16 protein-coding genes are annotated in these 19,411 nt (G+C 38.9%); 12 read left to right on the forward strand and 4 right to left on the reverse strand.

Translation table 11 applies throughout. From position 1 onward, the window contains the following. Nucleotides 1-15: 15 nt before the first annotated feature. The 9 genes from ACZ5B7_RS07520 (at nucleotide 16) to ACZ5B7_RS07560 (ending at nucleotide 12,486) form a co-directional block, all read left to right on the forward strand. Entirely contained in the window at nucleotides 16-849 is an 834-nt protein-coding gene (locus tag ACZ5B7_RS07520) for a carbohydrate ABC transporter permease (protein WP_423801386.1), read from the forward strand. Between the two features lie 68 nt (nucleotides 850-917). Beyond that, entirely contained in the window at nucleotides 918-2,246 is a 1,329-nt protein-coding gene (locus ACZ5B7_RS07525; protein ID WP_464493303.1) for an ABC transporter substrate-binding protein, read from the forward strand. Nucleotides 2,247-2,333: 87 nt separating this feature from the next. Beyond that, entirely contained in the window at nucleotides 2,334-4,130 is a 1,797-nt protein-coding gene (locus ACZ5B7_RS07530) for a sensor histidine kinase (RefSeq protein ID WP_464493304.1), read from the forward strand. Nucleotides 4,131-4,135: 5 nt separating this feature from the next. Then, nucleotides 4,136-5,734, forward strand: coding sequence for a response regulator transcription factor (locus tag ACZ5B7_RS07535; RefSeq protein WP_464493305.1), 1,599 nt, complete (start codon nucleotides 4,136-4,138; stop codon nucleotides 5,732-5,734). Between the two features lie 556 nt (nucleotides 5,735-6,290). Beyond that, nucleotides 6,291-7,559, forward strand: coding sequence for a nickel pincer cofactor-dependent isomerase, group 22 (locus ACZ5B7_RS07540; RefSeq protein WP_464493306.1), 1,269 nt, complete (start codon nucleotides 6,291-6,293; stop codon nucleotides 7,557-7,559). 20 nt (nucleotides 7,560-7,579) lie between these two features. Next, nucleotides 7,580-8,350 carry an SDR family oxidoreductase gene (locus ACZ5B7_RS07545; RefSeq protein WP_423801391.1) on the forward strand — a complete coding sequence of 257 codons (771 nt, stop codon included), beginning with the start codon at nucleotides 7,580-7,582 and terminating at the stop codon, nucleotides 8,348-8,350. A 79-nt stretch (nucleotides 8,351-8,429) separates the two neighbouring features. Next, on the forward strand, nucleotides 8,430-9,230 hold the full coding sequence (gene larE / locus ACZ5B7_RS07550) for an ATP-dependent sacrificial sulfur transferase LarE (RefSeq protein WP_464493307.1): 801 nt from the start codon (nucleotides 8,430-8,432) through the stop codon (nucleotides 9,228-9,230). 125 nt (nucleotides 9,231-9,355) lie between these two features. Continuing rightward, on the forward strand, nucleotides 9,356-10,096 hold the full coding sequence (locus ACZ5B7_RS07555; protein ID WP_464493308.1) for a response regulator transcription factor: 741 nt from the start codon (nucleotides 9,356-9,358) through the stop codon (nucleotides 10,094-10,096). Between the two features lie 191 nt (nucleotides 10,097-10,287). Further along, complete coding sequence (locus ACZ5B7_RS07560; RefSeq protein ID WP_464493309.1) at nucleotides 10,288-12,486, forward strand: glycoside hydrolase family 3 protein; 2,199 nt, start codon at nucleotides 10,288-10,290, stop codon at nucleotides 12,484-12,486. A 103-nt stretch (nucleotides 12,487-12,589) separates the two neighbouring features. Here ACZ5B7_RS07560 and ACZ5B7_RS07565 read toward each other — a convergent pair whose 3' ends face one another. From ACZ5B7_RS07565 to ACZ5B7_RS07580, 4 genes are all read right to left on the reverse strand, one after another. Then, nucleotides 12,590-12,868 carry a hypothetical protein gene (locus ACZ5B7_RS07565; protein WP_423801395.1) on the reverse strand — a complete coding sequence of 93 codons (279 nt, stop codon included), beginning with the start codon at nucleotides 12,866-12,868 and terminating at the stop codon, nucleotides 12,590-12,592. An 11-nt stretch (nucleotides 12,869-12,879) separates the two neighbouring features. Then, complete coding sequence (locus tag ACZ5B7_RS07570; RefSeq protein ID WP_464493310.1) at nucleotides 12,880-14,160, reverse strand: ArsB/NhaD family transporter; 1,281 nt, start codon at nucleotides 14,158-14,160, stop codon at nucleotides 12,880-12,882. Between the two features lie 291 nt (nucleotides 14,161-14,451). Further along, nucleotides 14,452-15,567 carry a metallophosphoesterase gene (locus tag ACZ5B7_RS07575; RefSeq protein ID WP_464493311.1) on the reverse strand — a complete coding sequence of 372 codons (1,116 nt, stop codon included), beginning with the start codon at nucleotides 15,565-15,567 and terminating at the stop codon, nucleotides 14,452-14,454. 93 nt (nucleotides 15,568-15,660) lie between these two features. Continuing rightward, complete coding sequence (locus ACZ5B7_RS07580) at nucleotides 15,661-17,796, reverse strand: YhgE/Pip family protein (RefSeq protein WP_464493312.1); 2,136 nt, start codon at nucleotides 17,794-17,796, stop codon at nucleotides 15,661-15,663. Nucleotides 17,797-18,008: 212 nt separating this feature from the next. Here ACZ5B7_RS07580 and ACZ5B7_RS07585 point away from each other — a divergent pair, with 212 nt between their 5' ends. From ACZ5B7_RS07585 to ACZ5B7_RS07595, 3 genes are all read left to right on the forward strand, one after another. Then, nucleotides 18,009-18,329 (forward strand): hypothetical protein, encoded by a 321-nt coding sequence (locus tag ACZ5B7_RS07585; protein WP_213141133.1) that lies wholly within the window; start codon nucleotides 18,009-18,011, stop codon nucleotides 18,327-18,329. Nucleotides 18,330-18,496: 167 nt separating this feature from the next. Further along, a complete protein-coding gene (locus ACZ5B7_RS07590; protein WP_464493313.1) occupies nucleotides 18,497-19,174 on the forward strand; it encodes a hypothetical protein in 678 nt (225 codons plus the stop codon). Nucleotides 19,175-19,179: 5 nt separating this feature from the next. After that, the gene (locus ACZ5B7_RS07595; protein WP_213141131.1) at nucleotides 19,180-19,410 is read left to right on the forward strand and encodes a 4Fe-4S binding protein; all 231 of its coding nucleotides are present in this window, start codon (nucleotides 19,180-19,182) and stop codon (nucleotides 19,408-19,410) included. Nucleotide 19,411 lies beyond the last annotated feature (1 nt).

The following is a 19,411-nucleotide window of genomic DNA, read 5'->3' on the forward strand; positions in this document are numbered from 1 at the left end:
AAAGGAGCAGTTTAGATGGTACAAAGATTAGATATAAGAAAATTGATTATGACCATCATTATGGTTTTCATTGGAATAGCTTTTCTAATGCCATTCTTTTGGATGATATCTGCTTCTTTGAAAGTGGAAGAGGATGTATTAACTTTTCCGATTCAATGGATTCCTAAGCATTGGAATGCGGTTGAAAATTATAAAGAAGTTTGGACGGGGTCATTGCCGTTCCTGCTATTATACTGGAATTCAATCAAGGTAACAGTTTTAACAACATTAGTTTCATGTACATTCTCATGCTTAGCGGCATATGGGTTTGCCAAAATTAATTTTAAAGGAAGAGATTTCATCTTTTTAATCGTTTTGGCAACCTTCATGATTCCACCGCAAACATTGTTAGTAACACAATTTCTGTTATATAGATGGCTTGGTCTTTATGATACACACACTGGTCTTATTCTATTAAATAGTTTTAGTGTATTTGGAACTTTTATGCTGCGCCAATTCTATCTCGGAATTAGTAATGAAATCATAGAATCAGCGCGAATGGATGGTGCTGGGCATTTTAGAATTTTTAGATCGATTGCCTTACCATTAGTAAGACCTGCGATCGCAACTTATGCAATATTACGTTTTATTTGGACTTGGAATGACTTCCAAAATCCATTAATTTTCCTAAGAACAAAAGAATTATACACCATTCAACTAGGTGTAAACAGTTTTTCAGATCAACATGGCAGCGTTTACTCATTAATGATGGCTGCATCTGTTTCCGCCATTTTGCCATTACTGATTATTTTCATTATCGGACAGAAAAACGTTATTGAAGGCATACAGCTTGGCGGAGTGAAAGGTTAAAGTGGTATTTGCTGCCTCTATTGATTTAGAGAGAGTTGCTATACAAACTAAATATAAAGGGGGAAAATATGGTGATTAAACGGTGGGGTTCGCTGTTACTGGTTGGAATTCTTGCAATGTTTATGTTAGTTGCATGTTCTGGTAACGATAAGGCTGCAACAGATGAAGGTAAATCCGATTCATCTAAAAAAGAAGTAACGTTAAAATTTGTTCACTGGATTAATGAGGATGTTGGAAAATGGAAAGGTGTCATTGCAAAATATGAAGCAGAGCATCCAGGAGTAAAAGTGGAATCCATCCCGCTTGTAGAAAATATGAGCTCTGTGGATTATTTCAAACAGTTAGATTTGATGGCCTCTGCGGGCGATGATATGGATTTGATTATGTTTAACAATTCTCAAGATTTAGCAAAACGAATTGACGCAGGACTTGTTGAACCAATCACTAAATTTACTAAAGCAGAAGGCATTGATGTTACTAAAGAATACAATTATAGCTATCCAGCTTTTAAAGGCGAGTATTATGGCTTGCCAATGAAAAATGTCACGATGCTCGTTATGATGAATAAGGCACATCTTGATAAAGCAGGCTTAAAAGTTCCGACTGATTGGACATGGGATGATTATGCCGAATATGCTAAAAAGCTGACAACGGATGGTCATTATGGTTCATATTTGCACACATGGCATAACTTCCATTCTGTTTTAAAACTAATGAGTAAACCAGATGATAATTTGATCTTGCACGAGGATGGCACATCGAACGCAGCTGATCCGATGTTGCGCGCATCACTGGAACTACGAAATCAGTTAGAAAATGTCGATAAATCATCTGTTCCATTTGAAGAAATTTTATCGCAAAAAATGGACTACCGTCAGCAATTCTTTAGTCAATCCGCATCAATGGTTCCTTCCGGAAGTTTTATGATTACAGAATGGGGTCAATTTACACCAGAATTTGAAATTGCTTGGGCACCATGGCCAAAAGATAAGGCAAGTGATAAACCTGTAGCACAGATGGGCGGGGATTTAATTTCAATCGCCAAAAGCTCAAAACACAAGCAAGAGGCATATGAATTTATGCGTTGGTTGACAACAGAAGGAATTGTGGAACAAGGAATCTGGACACCGTCATGGAAGAAAGCAGATATGGACAAAGCGTTAGAAACAGTGGTAAATGGAGCCAAAAAACCTGATGCCATTGATATGGAATCATTGAAGCATGCACTTACCTCTGTTAAGGCAAGTAAAGTCATTGCTCCACCTCCATATATTACGGAAGCCTATAATGAATTTGGTGCTGAGGTGGAATTATATCTCCTTGGAGAGCAGAATCTTGATAAAACCATGAAAAACATCAAGGAAAAAGTACAAGCCGTAGTAGATGCTAATAAATAATTAGAATATTCATGCTATAATAGAGAGAAAACAATCACGTTTTCTCTCTATTTTTATTGTTTGAACTATTGGAAGCGGTGATCATCAGTGAAGTTATTTTGGAAAAAAATAAAGCAAATGTCGCTTCGAGCAAGATTAATTATATCCGTCATTCTCTGCATTTTTTTTCCGTGGGTTAGTACCTACATCGTTTCAAACTATTTTACGAAAGACGTATTAGAACAACGTGCAGCCAAACAATCAGAAGATGATTTACGAATGCTTGAATTAGGAATAAAGAATATGTTTGACGATATGATCTATACATCTAATTATATTCAATTTGATTCAAACATGAATCAGTTACTAAAATCACATAAGCTGATTGATGCAGATTCACCTAGTGTAAAACAAGAAATAGCTCTTAATTATATAAGAATCTCAAATGAATTGTCTGGAATTACTGATTTATTAATGCCTATGTATATTACCATCTTATTTAAAAATGACTTATATTACACCAATTATTCAAGAATCGATTTTAATCCTTTACAATTCAAAGAAAAACCATGGTTTGAAAAATTAGACCACTTAAGTTTTTACCAGACCTATTGGCTGGGTGCACATCCAACCTACATTAAATCTGATAGAGAAACTTACCCGTATCTTATTACTATCGGAAGAAGGATTCAAAGTTCTGATTCCTTAAATTCCTATATCATTATCAGTTTAAAAGAAAATGAGATTAAAAAGCTTTTTAGTCAGTTTCAAAGTGAAAAGAGGGCAAAATTTTATTTGACCAATAAGACAGGAGAAATTTATTCGAGTTTGGATACAGATGAGGTAGGAACGAAATTACCCTATGATGTGACGAACGTTAATTATCAAATTGTTGACTATGAAAAAGAGAAGCATTTAATGGTTTCTTATCCAGTATCCTATTCAAATTGGAGATTGGTCAGCCTTGTCCCATACGAGGACACGATTGGCTCAATCAATACGGTGACGAGAACAACGATTTTGATTCAAGGTGGTTTTTTAGTTCTATTTTTAATTGGATTGATCTTGCTTGTGCGTGAATTTACGAAACCAATCACAAGATTACATCTTGTGACAAAAGCAATTAAACAGGGTGACCTTTCAGCCAGGATCCATCTTCCTGGAAATAATGACGTCGCTCAATTAGGCCACAGCTTTAATCATATGCTTGATACCATCGAGGAAATGATTGAACAGATTAAAATACAGGAAGAAGCGAAACGAAATGCTGAATTAGACATGCTTCAAGCACAAATCAACCCGCATTTTTTATTTAATGTCCTAAATGCGATTCGTTTAAAAATAAAAATGGAGGGAGATACTGGCAGTGCTTCACTCATTTATTCTTTATCCGCACTCCTAAGAATGACGATCAATCGTAATAACGCATTTATTCCTTTTGAAGAAGAGTTAAAGATTGTAAGGCATTATGTAGATTTAATGAATTTTCGCCACCAGCATGATGTAGAATTGGAGATCAACGTGAACGAAGCAGCTTCTCGTTTCCAAGTACCAAGATTTTTCTTACAGCCGGTCATCGAAAACGCTATTATTCATGGGTTTAATAATAGAAAAGAAACGATAAATATAAGCGCAATTGAACAAAGTCATACGTACTTGGAAATCATCATTACAGACAATGGGAAAGGTATGGACAAGCTCACATTAGAGCGATTAAGGGAGAAAGTTTTTCAACCATATCGTCATGACTATGTTAAAAGTCATCAATCGTTTAATGGAATAGGAGTGCAAAACGTCTACCAAAGGATGAAATTGATTTATGGAGAAGAATTTCAAATGGGGATCGACAGTATGCAAGGGGAAGGAACGACATTAACATTTAAAATACCAGTGCATAAGGGGTGAATGGGATGTACAAAGTAGTTTTGGTTGATGATGATGTTTTCGTTATTCAATTTTTAAAGAAAATGATTCCGTGGCAGGACTATGGTTTCGAGATAGCCGCGCATTTTCAAGATAGTAGTTTGGCTTATGAATATCTGCAAGAGAATTCCTATGATGTATTGATAACCGATATAGGGATGCCCAAAATGACTGGAATCGAATTAATAGAGCAGCTGAAAAAATCAAACAGCAACTCGTATATTATCATCCTCTCTTGTCATGATGAGTTTCACTTCGCACAAAAGGCTATAAAAATAGGTGTCTATGATTATATTTTAAAAGAGACTATGGAAGAGATTGATATTATTGCTTTACTTGAGAGATTAAAGCAAAAGTTCGATCAAGAACGTTATACAAGTAATCAGCACTTAAATATCACCACATTTTTAGAGAAAAATAATATCAAATCAAAGGTTATTGAAAAGCTAATGAAAGAACAGAATATGGAAAAAGCGGATTGGTGGAAAGAGCAAGAGCACCTTTTGGGAATGGATCTTTCACACGAGCATTATACACCGGTGCTATGCTTTATTGATCATTATCAAAAAGCGATCACTGAGTTTGAAAATGAAACCTTGCTTCAATATCGTGTAAACAACCTAATAGATGAAGTACTGACAAAAGTTCGTCAAAAGGTGCAGATTTTTTATTTAAAGGATACATTTCTTATTCTTATTCCATTGAACAGAAACAAAACGATGGATACAAATCAGTTTATCGAACTCATGATAAAAGAAATGCATAGAAAAATCGGTTCCATTTTAAACATTAGTATTACTTCTTTTATCGGAGAACAAAATGTGAAGCACCAGCAATTAATCGAAAATATCCAACTTTTACTTAAAAATAAAGATCAACGTTTTTATTATCAACATGGCAGTATTCAATATTATCGCCCAATTTCCTATACAAGCGATTCTATTTTTCATGATTATGTACAGATTTCGCAGAAACTAAAAGAGTTGATCTTAAAAGATAAAAAAGATCAAATAGTAGAGAGTTTGTACCATCAATTAAATAATATAAAAGAGAAGAAATATTCTCCGGCAGTCATAAAAGATTGGGCAATTAAATTAATATTTGATATTAAATTATGCCTAAGCGCTTTAGAACATTTTGAAACCCAATCAAATACCTCGACGGACCATTTTATTCAGGATGTCGAAACATTTGAACATTTAGAATGTGTATTAGAAGAACTCTGTGGTCAGTTCCTTGAACAAGTAAAGTCCATTAATTTGACAACAAGAAATAAAGATGTTTTAAAAGCACAAAAATATGTACAAACCCACCTTAGTGAAAAAATTTCTCTAAAAGTAGTAGCTGACCATTTACATTTAAATGCTAGTTATTTCAGTAGAATGTTCAAGAAGGAAATGGGAGAAGGTTTTATTGAATATGTGACAAGAATGAAAATGGATAAAGCAATAGAATTGCTGGATCATTCGGTAAAGTCAGTAGAACAGATTGCATTTGAGTTAGGCTTTGAAAGTAAAAGTTATTTTTTAAAAACATTTAAAAAGAATTATGGCTTTTCTCCAAAGTCCTATAAGTATAAGGATTAAGTATTTATATAAGTGCAGGTTTTTTTGCATAAAAAAACCAATCCACTATTTTTATTTTTGTGGATTGGCGATTACTGGTTCGGATGAATCGAATGGGACGTATTCTCCGTGTTTTTCGATCAACTCAACAACTGTTTTGATTAACTTTTTCATGTTTTATTTCTCCTCTTGATTTGATATTCTTATTATCAGGGATGTGAGGAATTTTTACAAAGCGGTTGAAAACGGCAACAATTATGCTGAAAACGAAAACAATCTTGCTGAAAGCGTTCGTCATCTGCCTTTTTCTCAGTTTTTCGTCGTTTTTCTTGATTTTTCTTTAATTTTGCCAAGAACGATTTGTAATCAGATCGATATGCAATTCATTGACGTAAAATAATCATAATGATATGATAATAATGAATTTGTTAGTTTGATAAACAAATTAATTTTTTATTTACACATCCCTTGTTTGGAAGAATTTGAAAGGGATTACATGATAACAGATCTTAAAATGGCCGTACATGTAAATTTTTCATAAGGAAACACTAAAGATATAGAGAAGGAGTGAAGAATTGTGGGTGTTATTCAAGACTTACTAAAAGATATACCAGTGCCGAAGATGGCAAAAGTGAAAGTGAATTTTAGCGACGAGAAAATTGATAATCTTGAACATGCGTTAATGGAAAAATTACAGCAAGAACATATAAGAAAAACAGTTAAGCCTGGAATGGAAATTGCCTTGGCAGTTGGCAGCAGGGGACTTGACCGGCTTGTTGAACTAACGGAAGTGACGGTGCGATTCTTAAAGGAACTTGGTGCGAAGCCATTTATTGTTCCAAGCATGGGAAGCCATGGCGGTGCAACTGCTGAAGGACAGCGTGAAGTGTTAGCGCATCTTGGCGTCACAGAAGAAAGTGTTGGCTGTGAAATCCGCTCCTCGATGGAAGTGGTTAAAATTGACGAACTGCCAAACGGCTTGCCAATTTATATTGATAAATATGCTTCAGAAGCTGATGGTATTGTCGTTATCAACCGGGTGAAACCACATACTGCTTTTAGGGGCCCTGTTGAAAGCGGCATTATGAAAATGATTAGCATTGGTTTAGGTAAGCAAAGAGGCGCAGAGGCCTGCCACCAATTAGGCTTTAAGTATATGGCGGAAAATGTTCCGGCAATGGCCAAGGTTATCATGGCGAAAAAGCCTGTTCTTTTTGGTGTGGCATCCGTTGAAAATGCTTTTGATAAAGTGGCAGCAGTGGACGTTCTTACGCCTGCAGAAATTATCGAAAAGGAAGCTGACCTGCAGAAAAAAGCAAAAGAGCTATTGCCAAAGCTTTTCTTTGATCAATTGGATGTTCTTGTGATTGATGAAATTGGTAAAAATATCAGCGGTGATGGAATGGACCCGAATATTACCGGACGTTATCCTACTCCGTACGCCTCTGGTGGACCTGATGTTAACAAAATGGTCGTGCTATCTGTTACTCCTGAATCCGAAGGAAATGCCAATGGGGTAGGTACCGCTGATTTTACAACTCAGCGCCTAGTGGACAATATGGATTTAGAAGGAACTTATGCCAACGGCTTAACTTCAACGGTTGTGTCGCCTACAAAAATAGCCACCACACTGCCTAATGATAAACAGGCGATTCAGGCTGCTGTTAAGACGTGTAATATTTTAGATTTTACCAAAGTGAAAATGGTGCGCATTAAAAATACACTGAAGATCAGTGAAATAGAAGTTTCTGAAGCTTTGCTCGATTATATAGCCAATCACCCAAATATGGAGCAGGTTTCAGATTTATATGAAATTAACTTTGATGAAAATGGAAATTTATTTTAGAAAAATTGGGGGAAAACAATATGACAAACTTATTTGACCTAACCGGAAAAACGGCTGTAGCCGTAGGTGGAAATGGCGTATTAGGCTCAGCTATGGCAAAAGGATTAGCAGAGCATGGGGCAAAGGTTGCCATTGTCGGCCGCAATCTCGAAACCGCTGAAAAGGTTGTAAAGGAAATCGTCGAAGCTGGCGGGGAAGCGAAGGCTTTCCAAGCAGATGTTAGTTCAAAGGATTCCTTGCAGCAGGCAGCAACTGAAATCGAACAATGGGCTGGCGGCTGGGACATTCTCTTGAATGCACCAGGAACCAACAGTGCGACTCCATTCTTTGATCTTGACATGGATGAGTATGACAAAATCATGGATATAAACTTAAAAGGTATTGTGATGACCTGCCAAATTTTTGCGAAGCGAATGATTGAACAGGACAGAAAGGGCAGCATTATTAATATTTCGTCTGTTTCATCAACAACTCCGCTGTCCCGCGTCTTTACGTATTCTGTATCAAAAGCCGGCCTTAATAGCGTGACTCAATTTTTAGCACGTGAATTTGCGCAAAATGGAATCCGCGTCAATGCGATCATCCCTGGGTTCTTCCCGGCTGAACAAAATCGCAAAATTTTGGACAAGGAGCGGATTGAATCCATTATGCGTCATACGCCAATGAACCGCTTTGGTGAAGCTGAAGAGCTTCAAGGGGCAACTGTATGGCTTGCGTCTGAGAAAGCCTCAAGCTTTGTGACAGGCGCAATGATCCGTGTGGATGGCGGTTTCGGAGCAATGACCATTTAAACATAATGACGTCAATTCCCTAATAAGATAACAATGATGAAGTATAAATAGATTGATTTACCCGAGGGGAGAGGGGACAATGCTTACCGAGAAATACAGTAAATTACAGTCTATTCTCCGAGAAATGGATTCCGTTGTCGTTGCCTTTTCAGGCGGTGTGGATAGTACGTTTCTGTTGAAGGCTGCCGTCGAGACATTAGGGCCTGAGAAGGTCCTGGCGGTTACAGCCGATTCAGAAACCTATCCATCCAGCGAGCTTCAAGAGGCGATTAGACTAGCGGAAAAAATCAGCGTGAAGCATCAGGTAATTGAAACTTCCGAGTTAGCGATTCCCGGTTATGCAGAAAACAGTAAAAACCGCTGCTATTTTTGCAAAAGCAGCTTGTTTGATCATTTAATCCCTGTCATGGAAGAAAAGGGTTTTAAAAATGTCATTTATGGTGTTATTGCCGATGATATGAATGAATTCCGTCCAGGCATGCAGGCAGCCAAAGAGAAGGGAATTCGCGGCCCGCTTCAGGAAGCAGACCTTTATAAGGAAGAAATCCGCGAGCTTTCCCGCGAGTTTGATTTGCCGACGTGGGATAAACCATCGTTCGCCTGTCTTTCTTCAAGGATTGCCTATGGTGAGTACATTACGAAAGAAAAGCTGACAAAGGTGGAAAAAGCAGAATACTATTTAAAATCCTTGCAAATCCGCCAGGTTCGTGTGAGAACTCACCAGGATATCGCCAGAATTGAGGTAGAGCCTAAGGATATGGCGGTCATTCTTGAAAATCATGATACGATTGTGCGCAATTTACAAGAGTTTGGCTATAAATATATAACACTTGATTTAATTGGCTATCAAAGCGGAAGTATGAATAAGGTTCTTTCCTAAAAGCTTTTTTCATTTGTTTTGCCTCCATAGAAAATTCAACTATAAAAAAGGCTTTTGGATTTTTCCAAAGCCTTTTTTTAGATTGATAGACTAACGGTAATTAAAAGTAGGTTGAGGTGTGCACAATGAAAAAAATTGTACTGGTTGATGATGAGAGGTGGGTTCGGACAGCCCTTAAGTGGACAATCAAAAAGTTGGCACTTCCTCTAGATATTATCCATGAATGCGGGAATGGTTTAGAGGCACTGGACTGGATCAAGCAAAATGACGTTGACCTTGTCATTACAGATATCCAAATGCCGATAATGGACGGGCTTTCGTTGGCGAATGAGCTATCGAAGTTAAACAAGAAACTGGATTGTTTTATCATTAGTGTTCATCATGAGTTCCAATTAGCGCATCAGGCGTTGAGGAGCGGTGTGACGGATTACCTTATTAAACCGATTGACGAAAAAGAATTAAAGGAATGCCTGGAAAAATGGTTATTTAAACGAAATAAAGAAGAGACAAGCAGAAAAATTGCTCAAGTACTGGATGAAACAATTCCATCCTCTACCATTGAAAGGGTATTACAATATATAGAGAAAACCCCTTTAGATCAAATAACTCTAAAGGCTGCCGCAGACCATGTCCATATTAATCCAAGCTATTTAAGTCAATTATTCAAACAGCAGTTCAATAAAAAATTTGTTGGCTATATCACGGAGCTGCGAATACAAGAGAGTAAAAGATTGCTACAGAATACATCATTACGCATGTCAGAGATTGCGGAACGGGTTGGTTATTCAGATTTAGCTTATTTTAGTAATAATTTTAAAAGAATTACGGGTAGTTCTCCCTCTGAATTTAGAAAATCAAGCGACTAACGGAGTCTATTAACTGACTCATTTTTTTGCTTTAAAAAATAGGAATTTAGAAATAGGTAAATAGACTTATTTTTCTAAATATTAAAAAAACACAAATATAGCAAAAAAAATCCTATACTACTATCATTCAATATCCTCTTAAAATTATAGTTGAAAGCGTTTACTAAAACCGATTAATAGGGGGAAGAAAAATGGCGTCAGTATCAAAACAAATAAGAAAAACGTCAAGACTGAGAAAAACACTTCTTACGGGTTCACTTGCTTTATCTCTGTTAGCTCCAGTCATGGTCCCACAGGTTAGTGCAAATAGTAATGAAGACTTGGGATATGTTGACCCAGCTTCACAAAATGCCGGAAACGGCGGGGCAGATACGGTTACATATCGTATTGCAGCCAACTCAGTTACTGGACAACCAGAAATCGAGGCAGCAAAGAAAGGTGTCCTAACGGCGGATGGAAAGCAATTCAGAGATTTAGATAGTGACAGGAGTTTAGATCCTTATGAGGACTGGAGAAAACCTGTTAACGAGCGGGTAGCCGATCTGGTGTCAAAGATGACTTTGGCTGAAAAGGCAGGCATGATGTTAATTAACACGCACACTCCGATTGCCAACCCGGCTGATGGAAAATATGTAAAAGCTGATGACGATATGATTGTTAAGAAAAATATGCGCCATGTCATCTTCCGGCAAACTCCGACTGTCGATGTGATTGCAAAGTATACGAATCAGCTTCAGGAATTAGCAGAGGAATCGAGATTGGGCATCCCGGTTGTTGTCACTTCCAATCCGCGTAACCATGCATCCACAGATTACACCAATAATAGTGACGGTGCTGGCATGCACACCTTCTGGCCTGGTCCGCTCGGATTTGCAGCAGCACGAGACGCAGAAGCAGTTAAGGAATTCGGGCAAATTGCTGCCAAGGAGTGGAGAGCGGCTGGCATTCGCAAGGTTTATGGTTATACAGCAGATGTTTCCACAGACCCATTATGGGCAAGAATCGAAGACACCTTTGGTGAGGACCCTGCTCTAGCTTCAGACATGGTCTATAACGTGATAACCGGCTTCCAGGGCGAAAAACTTGGCAGCGACAGCGTTTCGATTACAGTCAAGCACTTCCCTGGCGGCGGGGCGCGTGATAACGGTTTGGATCCACACTTTGTAGAAGGTAAATTTAATCCATATCCAACTGCTGGAAGCTTATTAAACTATCACATTCCTCCTTTCAAGGCAGCAATCAAGGCAAATGTAACGTCTGTTATGCCATATTACGCGTATCCAAGTAACGAGTACAGTGCCGATCAAGGATTGCCTAAATATAGTTCGACTCAGCAATTTGAAGAAGTTGGCTTTGCACTGAACAAAGGAATTTTAGATTTCTTGCGCAACGACCTCGGATTCAGAGGATATGTAAACTCTGATACTGGTGCTGTTGGAAACAACGCTTGGGGTGCCGAAGATTTATCGCCGGTAGGAAAAGTAGCGAAGGCCATAAAGGCGGGGACCGACATTATTTCGGGTTCATCCGACCCGCAGCTAATTATTGATGCAGTTGATTCAGGTTTACTACCAGAATCAGAAGTTAACGAATCTGTGACCCTATTGCTAACAGAAATGATGAATTTAGGTCTATTTGAAGACCCATATGTAAATCCGCAGCAAGCTTTGGAAGTTGTCGCAGATCCTAAAGCTCAAGCGTTAGCAGATGAAGCACACCTTAAGTCGGTTGTTTTATTACGCAACGATAAAAATATCCTGCCGTTAAAAGATGCTAAACTGCAAAAAGTGAAGCTTTATGTTGAAATGTTCACTGGTGGAGATGCAGCCGCAGCAACAGCCAATTTAAAACAGAATATTAAAAATCACGATGCCTCTATCACGATCGTAGATAATCTTTCGGAAGCAACACATGCGTTTGTTTGGGTGAAACCGGCGCAATCCAACTGGGATAACAATCCGCGAATCACAGTAGGTCCTGAAACAGGCATCGCGAATGTGAATCGAATTGTTGAAATCCAAAAAACCGTTCCAACCATTACGGCAATCAACTTTATCAGCCCATGGTTAATTAATCAAATTGAACCAAATGCGGCTGCTGTACTAGCCACATTCGGAACGAAGCCTGAAGCAGTAATAGATGTCATTCGCGGCGAATTTAACCCGATTGGAAAGCTGCCGATGGCCATCCCTGCTAGTGCTGAAGCAGTTGAAAATGAAGTTGGCGATGTCCCTAGCTTTGCACCTGAAGAAACCCCTAATTATTCTTATGTAAATAAAGCTGGTAACAAATATGAGTACGGATTTGGTCTTTCCTATAATCAAGGAAAAGCTGTTGGAAAACCAGACCATGCGGGTGAAATTGGCACACCTGCTCATGCTCAGCAATAAAAGGTAAGAGCTGTCCCCATGGGGGCAGCTCTTTTTGCCCTTTTCAGCAAATTGTTTAAAATGGAAAAAATAACGGCTGCCATTTGAATGGCAGCCGTCATTTTTATACCCATTTTACTTCTAGCAAAAATTGTTCCTTAAATAGCTGGATTAAAAAATCATTATAAAAGTCGTTTCTGACGATCACTTGATAGCGGTTGTTGGCATGAATGTAAAAATGAATGTCTGTCAGCACCTTATTATCGTCGAAATATTGTCGGACCTTTTCAATCCCTTTTTTCTGTTCCTTTGATAGAAGGGTGATGGAGAATTCAAAATCATCTCCATTTTTCTTTTCCGTTAATTCAATCAGTTTCTCGTTCAATTTATACTCAACCTTCATCTAATCCCCTCCTAAATTAAATATCGCAAATAGATATAAACCGTACAAATCAAAATTGAAAGAATCATTAATGGAAAGGCGATGAGTAAGAATTTACCGAATGAAATATGGTGTCCTTCCTTAGCTGCCAACCCAGCCACAATGACATTGGCACTCGCGCCAATCAAGGTCCCGTTCCCGCCAAGACATGCTCCTAGTGCCAGGCTCCACCAAAGTGGTTCAAGGTTTTGAATACCAAGTTCGCCCATATCTTTAATCATTGGAATCATCGTGGCAACAAACGGGATATTGTCTATAAATGCAGATGCAATCGCACTTACCCACAGAATTAAAAGCGAAGTGGAGGTAACGTTTCCACCAGTAAGATGAACAGCTTTGTCTGCCAATAAGGAAATGACGCCCGTCTCAACCAATCCGGATACAAGCACAAACAGTCCGATAAAGAAGAAAATGGTTGTCCATTCTACTTTTTCTAAAGCCTTATCCAAATACTTTTCGCCTGTTAATAAAAGCAGCAGGAAAGCTCCGGCTAAAGCAACAGTGGCTGATTCAATATGTAATAATTGATGCAGGAAGAATCCTAATATCGTTAATCCGATGACAGTTAACGATTTTGTTAATAACACTTTATCGGTTATTTCCTCTTTTTCATCCAAATCCATTACATTTGCTTTTAGTTCAGGCGATGTTTTGAGTTGTTTTCGATATATGAGAGCCAAAATGGCAATATTCACTAAAAGGATAAGAATTGAAATAGCTGAAAGGTTATAAATGAATTCCATAAAGGTTAGTTCTTTAACAGCGCTTCCAAGCATGATATTCGGAGGATCACCAATCAGAGTAGCGGTTCCGCCAATATTTGACGCAAGGATTTGCGTTATTAAAAAGGGTATTGGATTCACCTGTAGTTGACGAGTAATACTGAAGGTAACAGGGACCATCAAAAGGACGGTGGTAACATTGTCCAAGAAAGCTGAAACTACTGCCGTTATGATCCCGAACATGATTAGCGTTTTTAAAGGATCAGCTCCTGCCTTTTTGGCGGACCATATAGCCAGATATTTGAACAAACCCGTTTCGGCTGTAATGGTAACGATAATCATCATACCGGTTAATAATCCAATGGTATTAAAATCAATATGATGAAGTGCTTCTTCTTGACCGACAATTCCCAGTACCACCATTAAAATTCCACCGATCATGGCGATGATGGTTCGGTGAATCTTTTCTGTTACGATAAAGGCATAGATGACGAGAAAAACGCCTAATGCTATGAGTGCTTGTGTTGACATGTTTCGACCTCTTCTCCCTAATTTCTGCTTAACAAGTGAATACAAAAAGGAGCCCAAAATATCACAGACTCCAATTCACCGAATATTTTCTTATTTAATTTTATAAAAGTCTGCATAGGTTGTAAAGTGTCTAAACAAATAGATGTTGTCCAAGCCTACGTCTGTAGCCGCCCATTCCTCCGTTAGAAATGAACAGCCAGAGCAAGAAAGCCGGACAACAATTATTATTGTAATCACATCGCTCAGCAAAACAATGGATAATTTATGAATAAAAAAATAAATTTTTTAGACTCAGTGGCCTAATTTATTGATCGTATTAACCGTTTCCTTATGTTCAGGTTTTAATAATTTAAACAGCTCGGCATCTGTTTGGACAAGCGGTTTGCCGTTTTCGTCCGCAATCGGTCTGACCTCGGATATGCCATTTACGACCATCCATTTGCCGGCTACTTTTTTAATATTTAAATCAATAATCCCCAGATGACTTCCGAACGCTCCTGCCATTACGACCGGTTTTCCATTTATTCGTCCGGTTTTCATATCGGTGTTGGCAACCTTTTGATAGGATGGCCCGGGAAACACGCTGTGAGAATGCCCAGAAAGGATCGCATCAATCCCGGGGATTTTTGTTAAATAGTAAACAGCATCCTCTGTATCGGGATGATATGGTTCGTCGGTGATTCCCGTATGGGCTAAAGCTATTACAACATCTGCACCTTCAGCCTTCATGATGGGGACATATTCCTTTGCGGTTTCTACAATCGGCCGTGGGAAAACTCTGCCTTCAAGGTTTGACTTATCCCACTTCATAATCTGAGTTGGCATGAAGCTTATCACTCCAATTCTCAGGTCATGTTTCTTCCCATCTTGGTCCTCTAAACTTCGTTTTAAAATGACGTAGGGTTTAAAATATGGGGTGTTCGTTTTTACAGAAATAACATTGGCGTTAATGGCAGGCATTTCAGCCCCTTTTAAAGCAGCATTTAAAAATTTTAACCCATAATTAAATTCGTGATTGCCGATGGCGATAGCATCATACTTTAAATGATTGAAAGCCCGGTAAACGGGGTGGACCTTGCCTTTGTTGATTCCTTTAATTCTGGCCAGATATTCGCCAAGGGGATTCCCCTTTAAGTGGTCGCCGCCATCAAATAACAGTGAATTCTTCACTTCGTTTCGGGCCTGGCGAATGAGGGAAGCCGTTTGAACCAGGCCGATTCGATTATTTTCCCTTGAAAGATAGTAATCATAGTTGATTAAATCCGCATGCAAATCGGTCGTTTCCAGCAATCTTAAGCCAATCGTCGTGCTTTTCTGTATTGCTGCTTTTGCAACCGGATGCGTCGCGGAAGGCTGCAAAATGAATAGAAGGGTAACCAATAATAGAAAGGAAGTTTTTTTAAACAATAGAGGGACCTCCTTTGTTTTTAAAAAGTATAGGTCCCAATAGTATTTGTTTTTTTAAAACAATTATTAATTAAAATTAGGCCGACATTCCTTTTAATGTATGAGTCTGCTTTCTTTTGCTTTTTTTTGCAGGGTGCCGCCGTATTTTTCAATCGGTCCTTTTAAAACTAAACCAAATATTAAAGTGATCGCGGTCATAACCGAAAGAATGGCAAGGTCATGTTTGGCAACATCCCACTCGATTCCTCCGACGGCTTCCCGCATCAGGCTGATGGCATAGGTGAAGGGCAAAAAGGGATGAAGCTTTTGAAAGAATGACGGCATTACCTGAACAGGAAAGGTGCCGCCAGCACCGGAAATTTGCAGGACAAGAAAAACAATGGCCAACCCCTTTCCAACATTTCCGAAAATGGACACCAGTGTATAAGTAATCAGCATAAAGATAGCGCTAATCAATAATCCAAATAAGATAAACCAGGGCTTATCAACGACATAGGTCTTTAATAGCAGAATATCACCCGCGGTTACGATGAGAGATTGGCATAGCGCGATTGTCAAAAAGGTTAAAAAACGGCCTAAATAGACATGATTCGGATGATAGGTGCCAGGTAAACCACTTATCTCAACTGGGATTAATGAAATAAGAAGAGTTGCTCCGACCCATAAAGCAAGTGTGGTAAAAAAAGGCGACATCGCCGATCCGTAATTTGGAATCGGAAATAGCCTTTTTTCCTTTAATAGAACAGGCTCGGCAAAAAAGTCACTTTCCTTTTTGACATCGTTACGCAGCAAATCAATAATGTCACGGATATCCTCTGTTTTTTCAAATTCACGGATTTGATTGGCCAGATTTGTGATTTTTTGCTTTACAGCAGGGAAATCCATTTTTATAAGAGCTATATCCCGTTTCCCAATGGCAATTCCGGCTGCGGCATCCTGAAGGATTTTTTTAATTTGTGAAAGCGTTTGGTCAGCGGTTGCAAAAAATTCGTTTGCCTTGACGGGAACTTGTTTGGCGGCAGCACTGATTTGCGCAAAATTTGGTGCGATTTTGCTGTCATATTGATTCACAAGCTGAGTTAAACCTGATGACAGGTCTGAAGCAATTCGGTTAGTCCGCACTAACAGGTCCTGTGAGGGTGTCCCAAGGCTTTGAATCGTTTTTAAATTACTTAATAGGCTTTCGGCGGAGTCTTTTTGCTTGTTTAGTTGTGTTATTTCATTAGCAAAAAGTGGAGCCGTCCCCAAATCATTTATTTGATTTAATAGGTTGATTAAAAGAGTTTCTGCCCTGATTAATGCGGTAAGGCGGGTTATTCCATCGTTTAGTGCGCTTTGCCTTTCCTCTGAACTGGCGGTATTCGATAATAAAATTCCCGTAACCTGTTCCACATCCGCTGCTGTTTGCTCCATATAGATGAGATTTTGTTTAACGGCGGGCGCGAGATTTTCGAAGGTTTCTTGATTACTGTCAAAAAATGTTGTCAGTTGTCCGGACAGCTGCTGGGCACGGCCCATGATGGAGTCTACTTCATTGAGTTTTACTTGTAAATCCGCCACGATTTTTTCTGCCTGGTCTGTGTCTTGATTCGCGGTATTGATGATATTTTCGGCCTCTGCCAAATGATCGTTTAACCAAAAAATCATGGTTTTTAGTTTCTCTATATCTGGCAGATTCTTTTGCAATTCAATACCAAGACGATTAAAGATATCAAAAATAACGCCATTGGCTGTCTTCACAAAGTTTTTGCTGATTTGCTCTTTAATGCCTGTGGCTCCTTTTGCAGTGATTTTGGGGGCAATAGCATTAATTTTTTCATTTACAACATAGATAAGTACCGGCTTTTGCGGGTTATCGCTGAGGACAGTGCCAATTTTTTCGGAGAAATCATTCGGAATCGTAATACTCGCGAAATAGTCTCCGTGTTTCACGCCTTGGTCCGCTTTTTTAGCATCAACAAAATCCCAGCCAAGCGATTTATTTTGTTTAAGAGAGTTCACAACCTCTTTGCCGATGTTGATCTTTTTTCCTCTTAGGACGGTGCCGTTATCCTCATTGACAACGGCAATTGGAATTCCACCCGTATGGCCGTAGGGATCCCATGACGCTTTTATATTAAACCAGGCATAAAGAGACGGCAGAAACATCAGTGCGATAATAACGAGGGCTGCAGCCCAATTCGTCGTGACACTTTTTATATCATCTTGATAAATTCTTAAAATCTTCATATCAGCTAATCACCTAACAATGATGTTTAATAATTAATAGTATTTGTCATATTTACCTGTTGATACCCAAGATTTAAAAAGCAAATGCTAAGGATGCTGGTCAGAAATTTGTCAAAAACATATGAACAAATAGTGAATAATACTATCTTCATAATAAATAAGAAGATAAATTTTTTATAATGATGGTAGTTAAATCAGGGAGGTAATTTGACATGAATATAACTACTATTATTGAATTAGAGAACCAAGAAGTTGAAGCGATTGCCGGTGCAAAATTAGTGTTCGCCCAGGAACAAATTGAGGAAAATATCATCGAGACCTGTGTGGAATGTTTCCAAGAGGAAGAGTCCGAAGATCGGATTTCAACGGAAGAAGCAATGGAGAGAGTGTTTGCTAAATTACAGGAAGATGGAGTTATTCCGGCAAATGTGGAGGAGTTTTCCTTTGAACTGCCATCCTGTGAGAGATTAAAAAGCAAAGCTGATAATATGGCCGACATTCCGCAAAAAGTTATTCTATCATTTGTGTCATAAAGAAGTTCCTAGGAGCTTCTTTTTTCCATTCTGAGTTGTACGTAAGTGAGACATATGTCAAAGTCGGCAGACTTCTATGTGCATGATAATGGAATTGGCAAACTTTGAAGATTGGTTTGGAGAACTTGTTTGTAAACGCTTACAAATAGTAGGGGGCGGTTGTTAATTTGAGTGCGAATGGCAGGATTACCATTTTATCAGGGCATTTTGGCAGCGGAAAAACCGAGATTTCCATCAATTTGGCTTTATCAGAACGGACGAAACACGATAAAGTTGCCATCAATGATTTGGATATTATCAACCCTTATTATCGTTCCCGTGATGCTGCCTCAGTTTTCAGGGAGCATGATGTAGAATTAATCGCCCCACAAAGCCGCTTGGCTTCAGCGGATTTGCCAATTGTATCAGGAGAGATTTACCGGGTGCTCCATGACCCCCGCTATCGGTTAATCGTGGATGCCGGAGGGGACAAGGACGGGGCAACAGCGCTTGGGCAATATTATCATGAATGGAAAGAGTTGCAGCCGGAATTATGGTTTGTCTTGAATGCTAACAGGCCTTATGTCAGTACAGTAGAGGGGGCGGCATACACGATTGGCCAGATTGAAAAGGCATCCCGCTTGAAGGTGACCGGAATTATTAATAATACCAACATCGGTCTTGAATCCACCATAGAAGATGTTTGGCGGGGCCATGAGTTAAGTTGTCGATTGTCAGAAAAGCTGGATATCCCATTTTTATATACAACGATAGCCAATCATCTGAAAAAAGATGCTTGCGATTTTGCTTGCCGATATGAAGCGTTTTTTATTGAGCGGTATATGAAGTTACCTTGGGAAGGGTGAGTTCTATGGAAAAACGAGTTGTTTTTAATGAAGCCAGTTGTAAATCGTGCAGCCTTTGTGTGCAGGTTTGTCCCACCAATGTTATTTTTCTAGCAGACTATTTAAACGGAAATGGATACCGGCCTGCTAAAGTTGTTGACCAGGAGAACTGTATCAGCTGTGCCAAGTGCGCCCAGGTTTGTCCAGATACGGTCATCTCAGTATATAGGCCAGTCAAGGTATTACAAACAGTGTGAT

The organism is Neobacillus sp. S1115 (assembly GCF_055385565.1).

Coding starts and splice junctions, on each gene's coding strand:
- ACZ5B7_RS07520 (WP_423801386.1), top strand. CDS start 16: ATGGTACAAAGATTAGATATAAGAAAATTGATTATGACCATCATTATG.
- ACZ5B7_RS07525 (WP_464493303.1), top strand. CDS start 918: ATGGTGATTAAACGGTGGGGTTCGCTGTTACTGGTTGGAATTCTTGCA.
- ACZ5B7_RS07535 (WP_464493305.1), top strand. CDS start 4,136: ATGTACAAAGTAGTTTTGGTTGATGATGATGTTTTCGTTATTCAATTT.
- ACZ5B7_RS07545 (WP_423801391.1), top strand. CDS start 7,580: ATGACAAACTTATTTGACCTAACCGGAAAAACGGCTGTAGCCGTAGGT.
- larE (WP_464493307.1), top strand. CDS start 8,430: ATGCTTACCGAGAAATACAGTAAATTACAGTCTATTCTCCGAGAAATG.
- ACZ5B7_RS07555 (WP_464493308.1), top strand. CDS start 9,356: ATGAAAAAAATTGTACTGGTTGATGATGAGAGGTGGGTTCGGACAGCC.
- ACZ5B7_RS07560 (WP_464493309.1), top strand. CDS start 10,288: ATGGCGTCAGTATCAAAACAAATAAGAAAAACGTCAAGACTGAGAAAA.
- ACZ5B7_RS07565 (WP_423801395.1), bottom strand. CDS start 12,868: ATGAAGGTTGAGTATAAATTGAACGAGAAACTGATTGAATTAACGGAA.
- ACZ5B7_RS07570 (WP_464493310.1), bottom strand. CDS start 14,160: ATGTCAACACAAGCACTCATAGCATTAGGCGTTTTTCTCGTCATCTAT.
- ACZ5B7_RS07580 (WP_464493312.1), bottom strand. CDS start 17,796: ATGAAGATTTTAAGAATTTATCAAGATGATATAAAAAGTGTCACGACG.
- ACZ5B7_RS07585 (WP_213141133.1), top strand. CDS start 18,009: ATGAATATAACTACTATTATTGAATTAGAGAACCAAGAAGTTGAAGCG.
- ACZ5B7_RS07595 (WP_213141131.1), top strand. CDS start 19,180: ATGGAAAAACGAGTTGTTTTTAATGAAGCCAGTTGTAAATCGTGCAGC.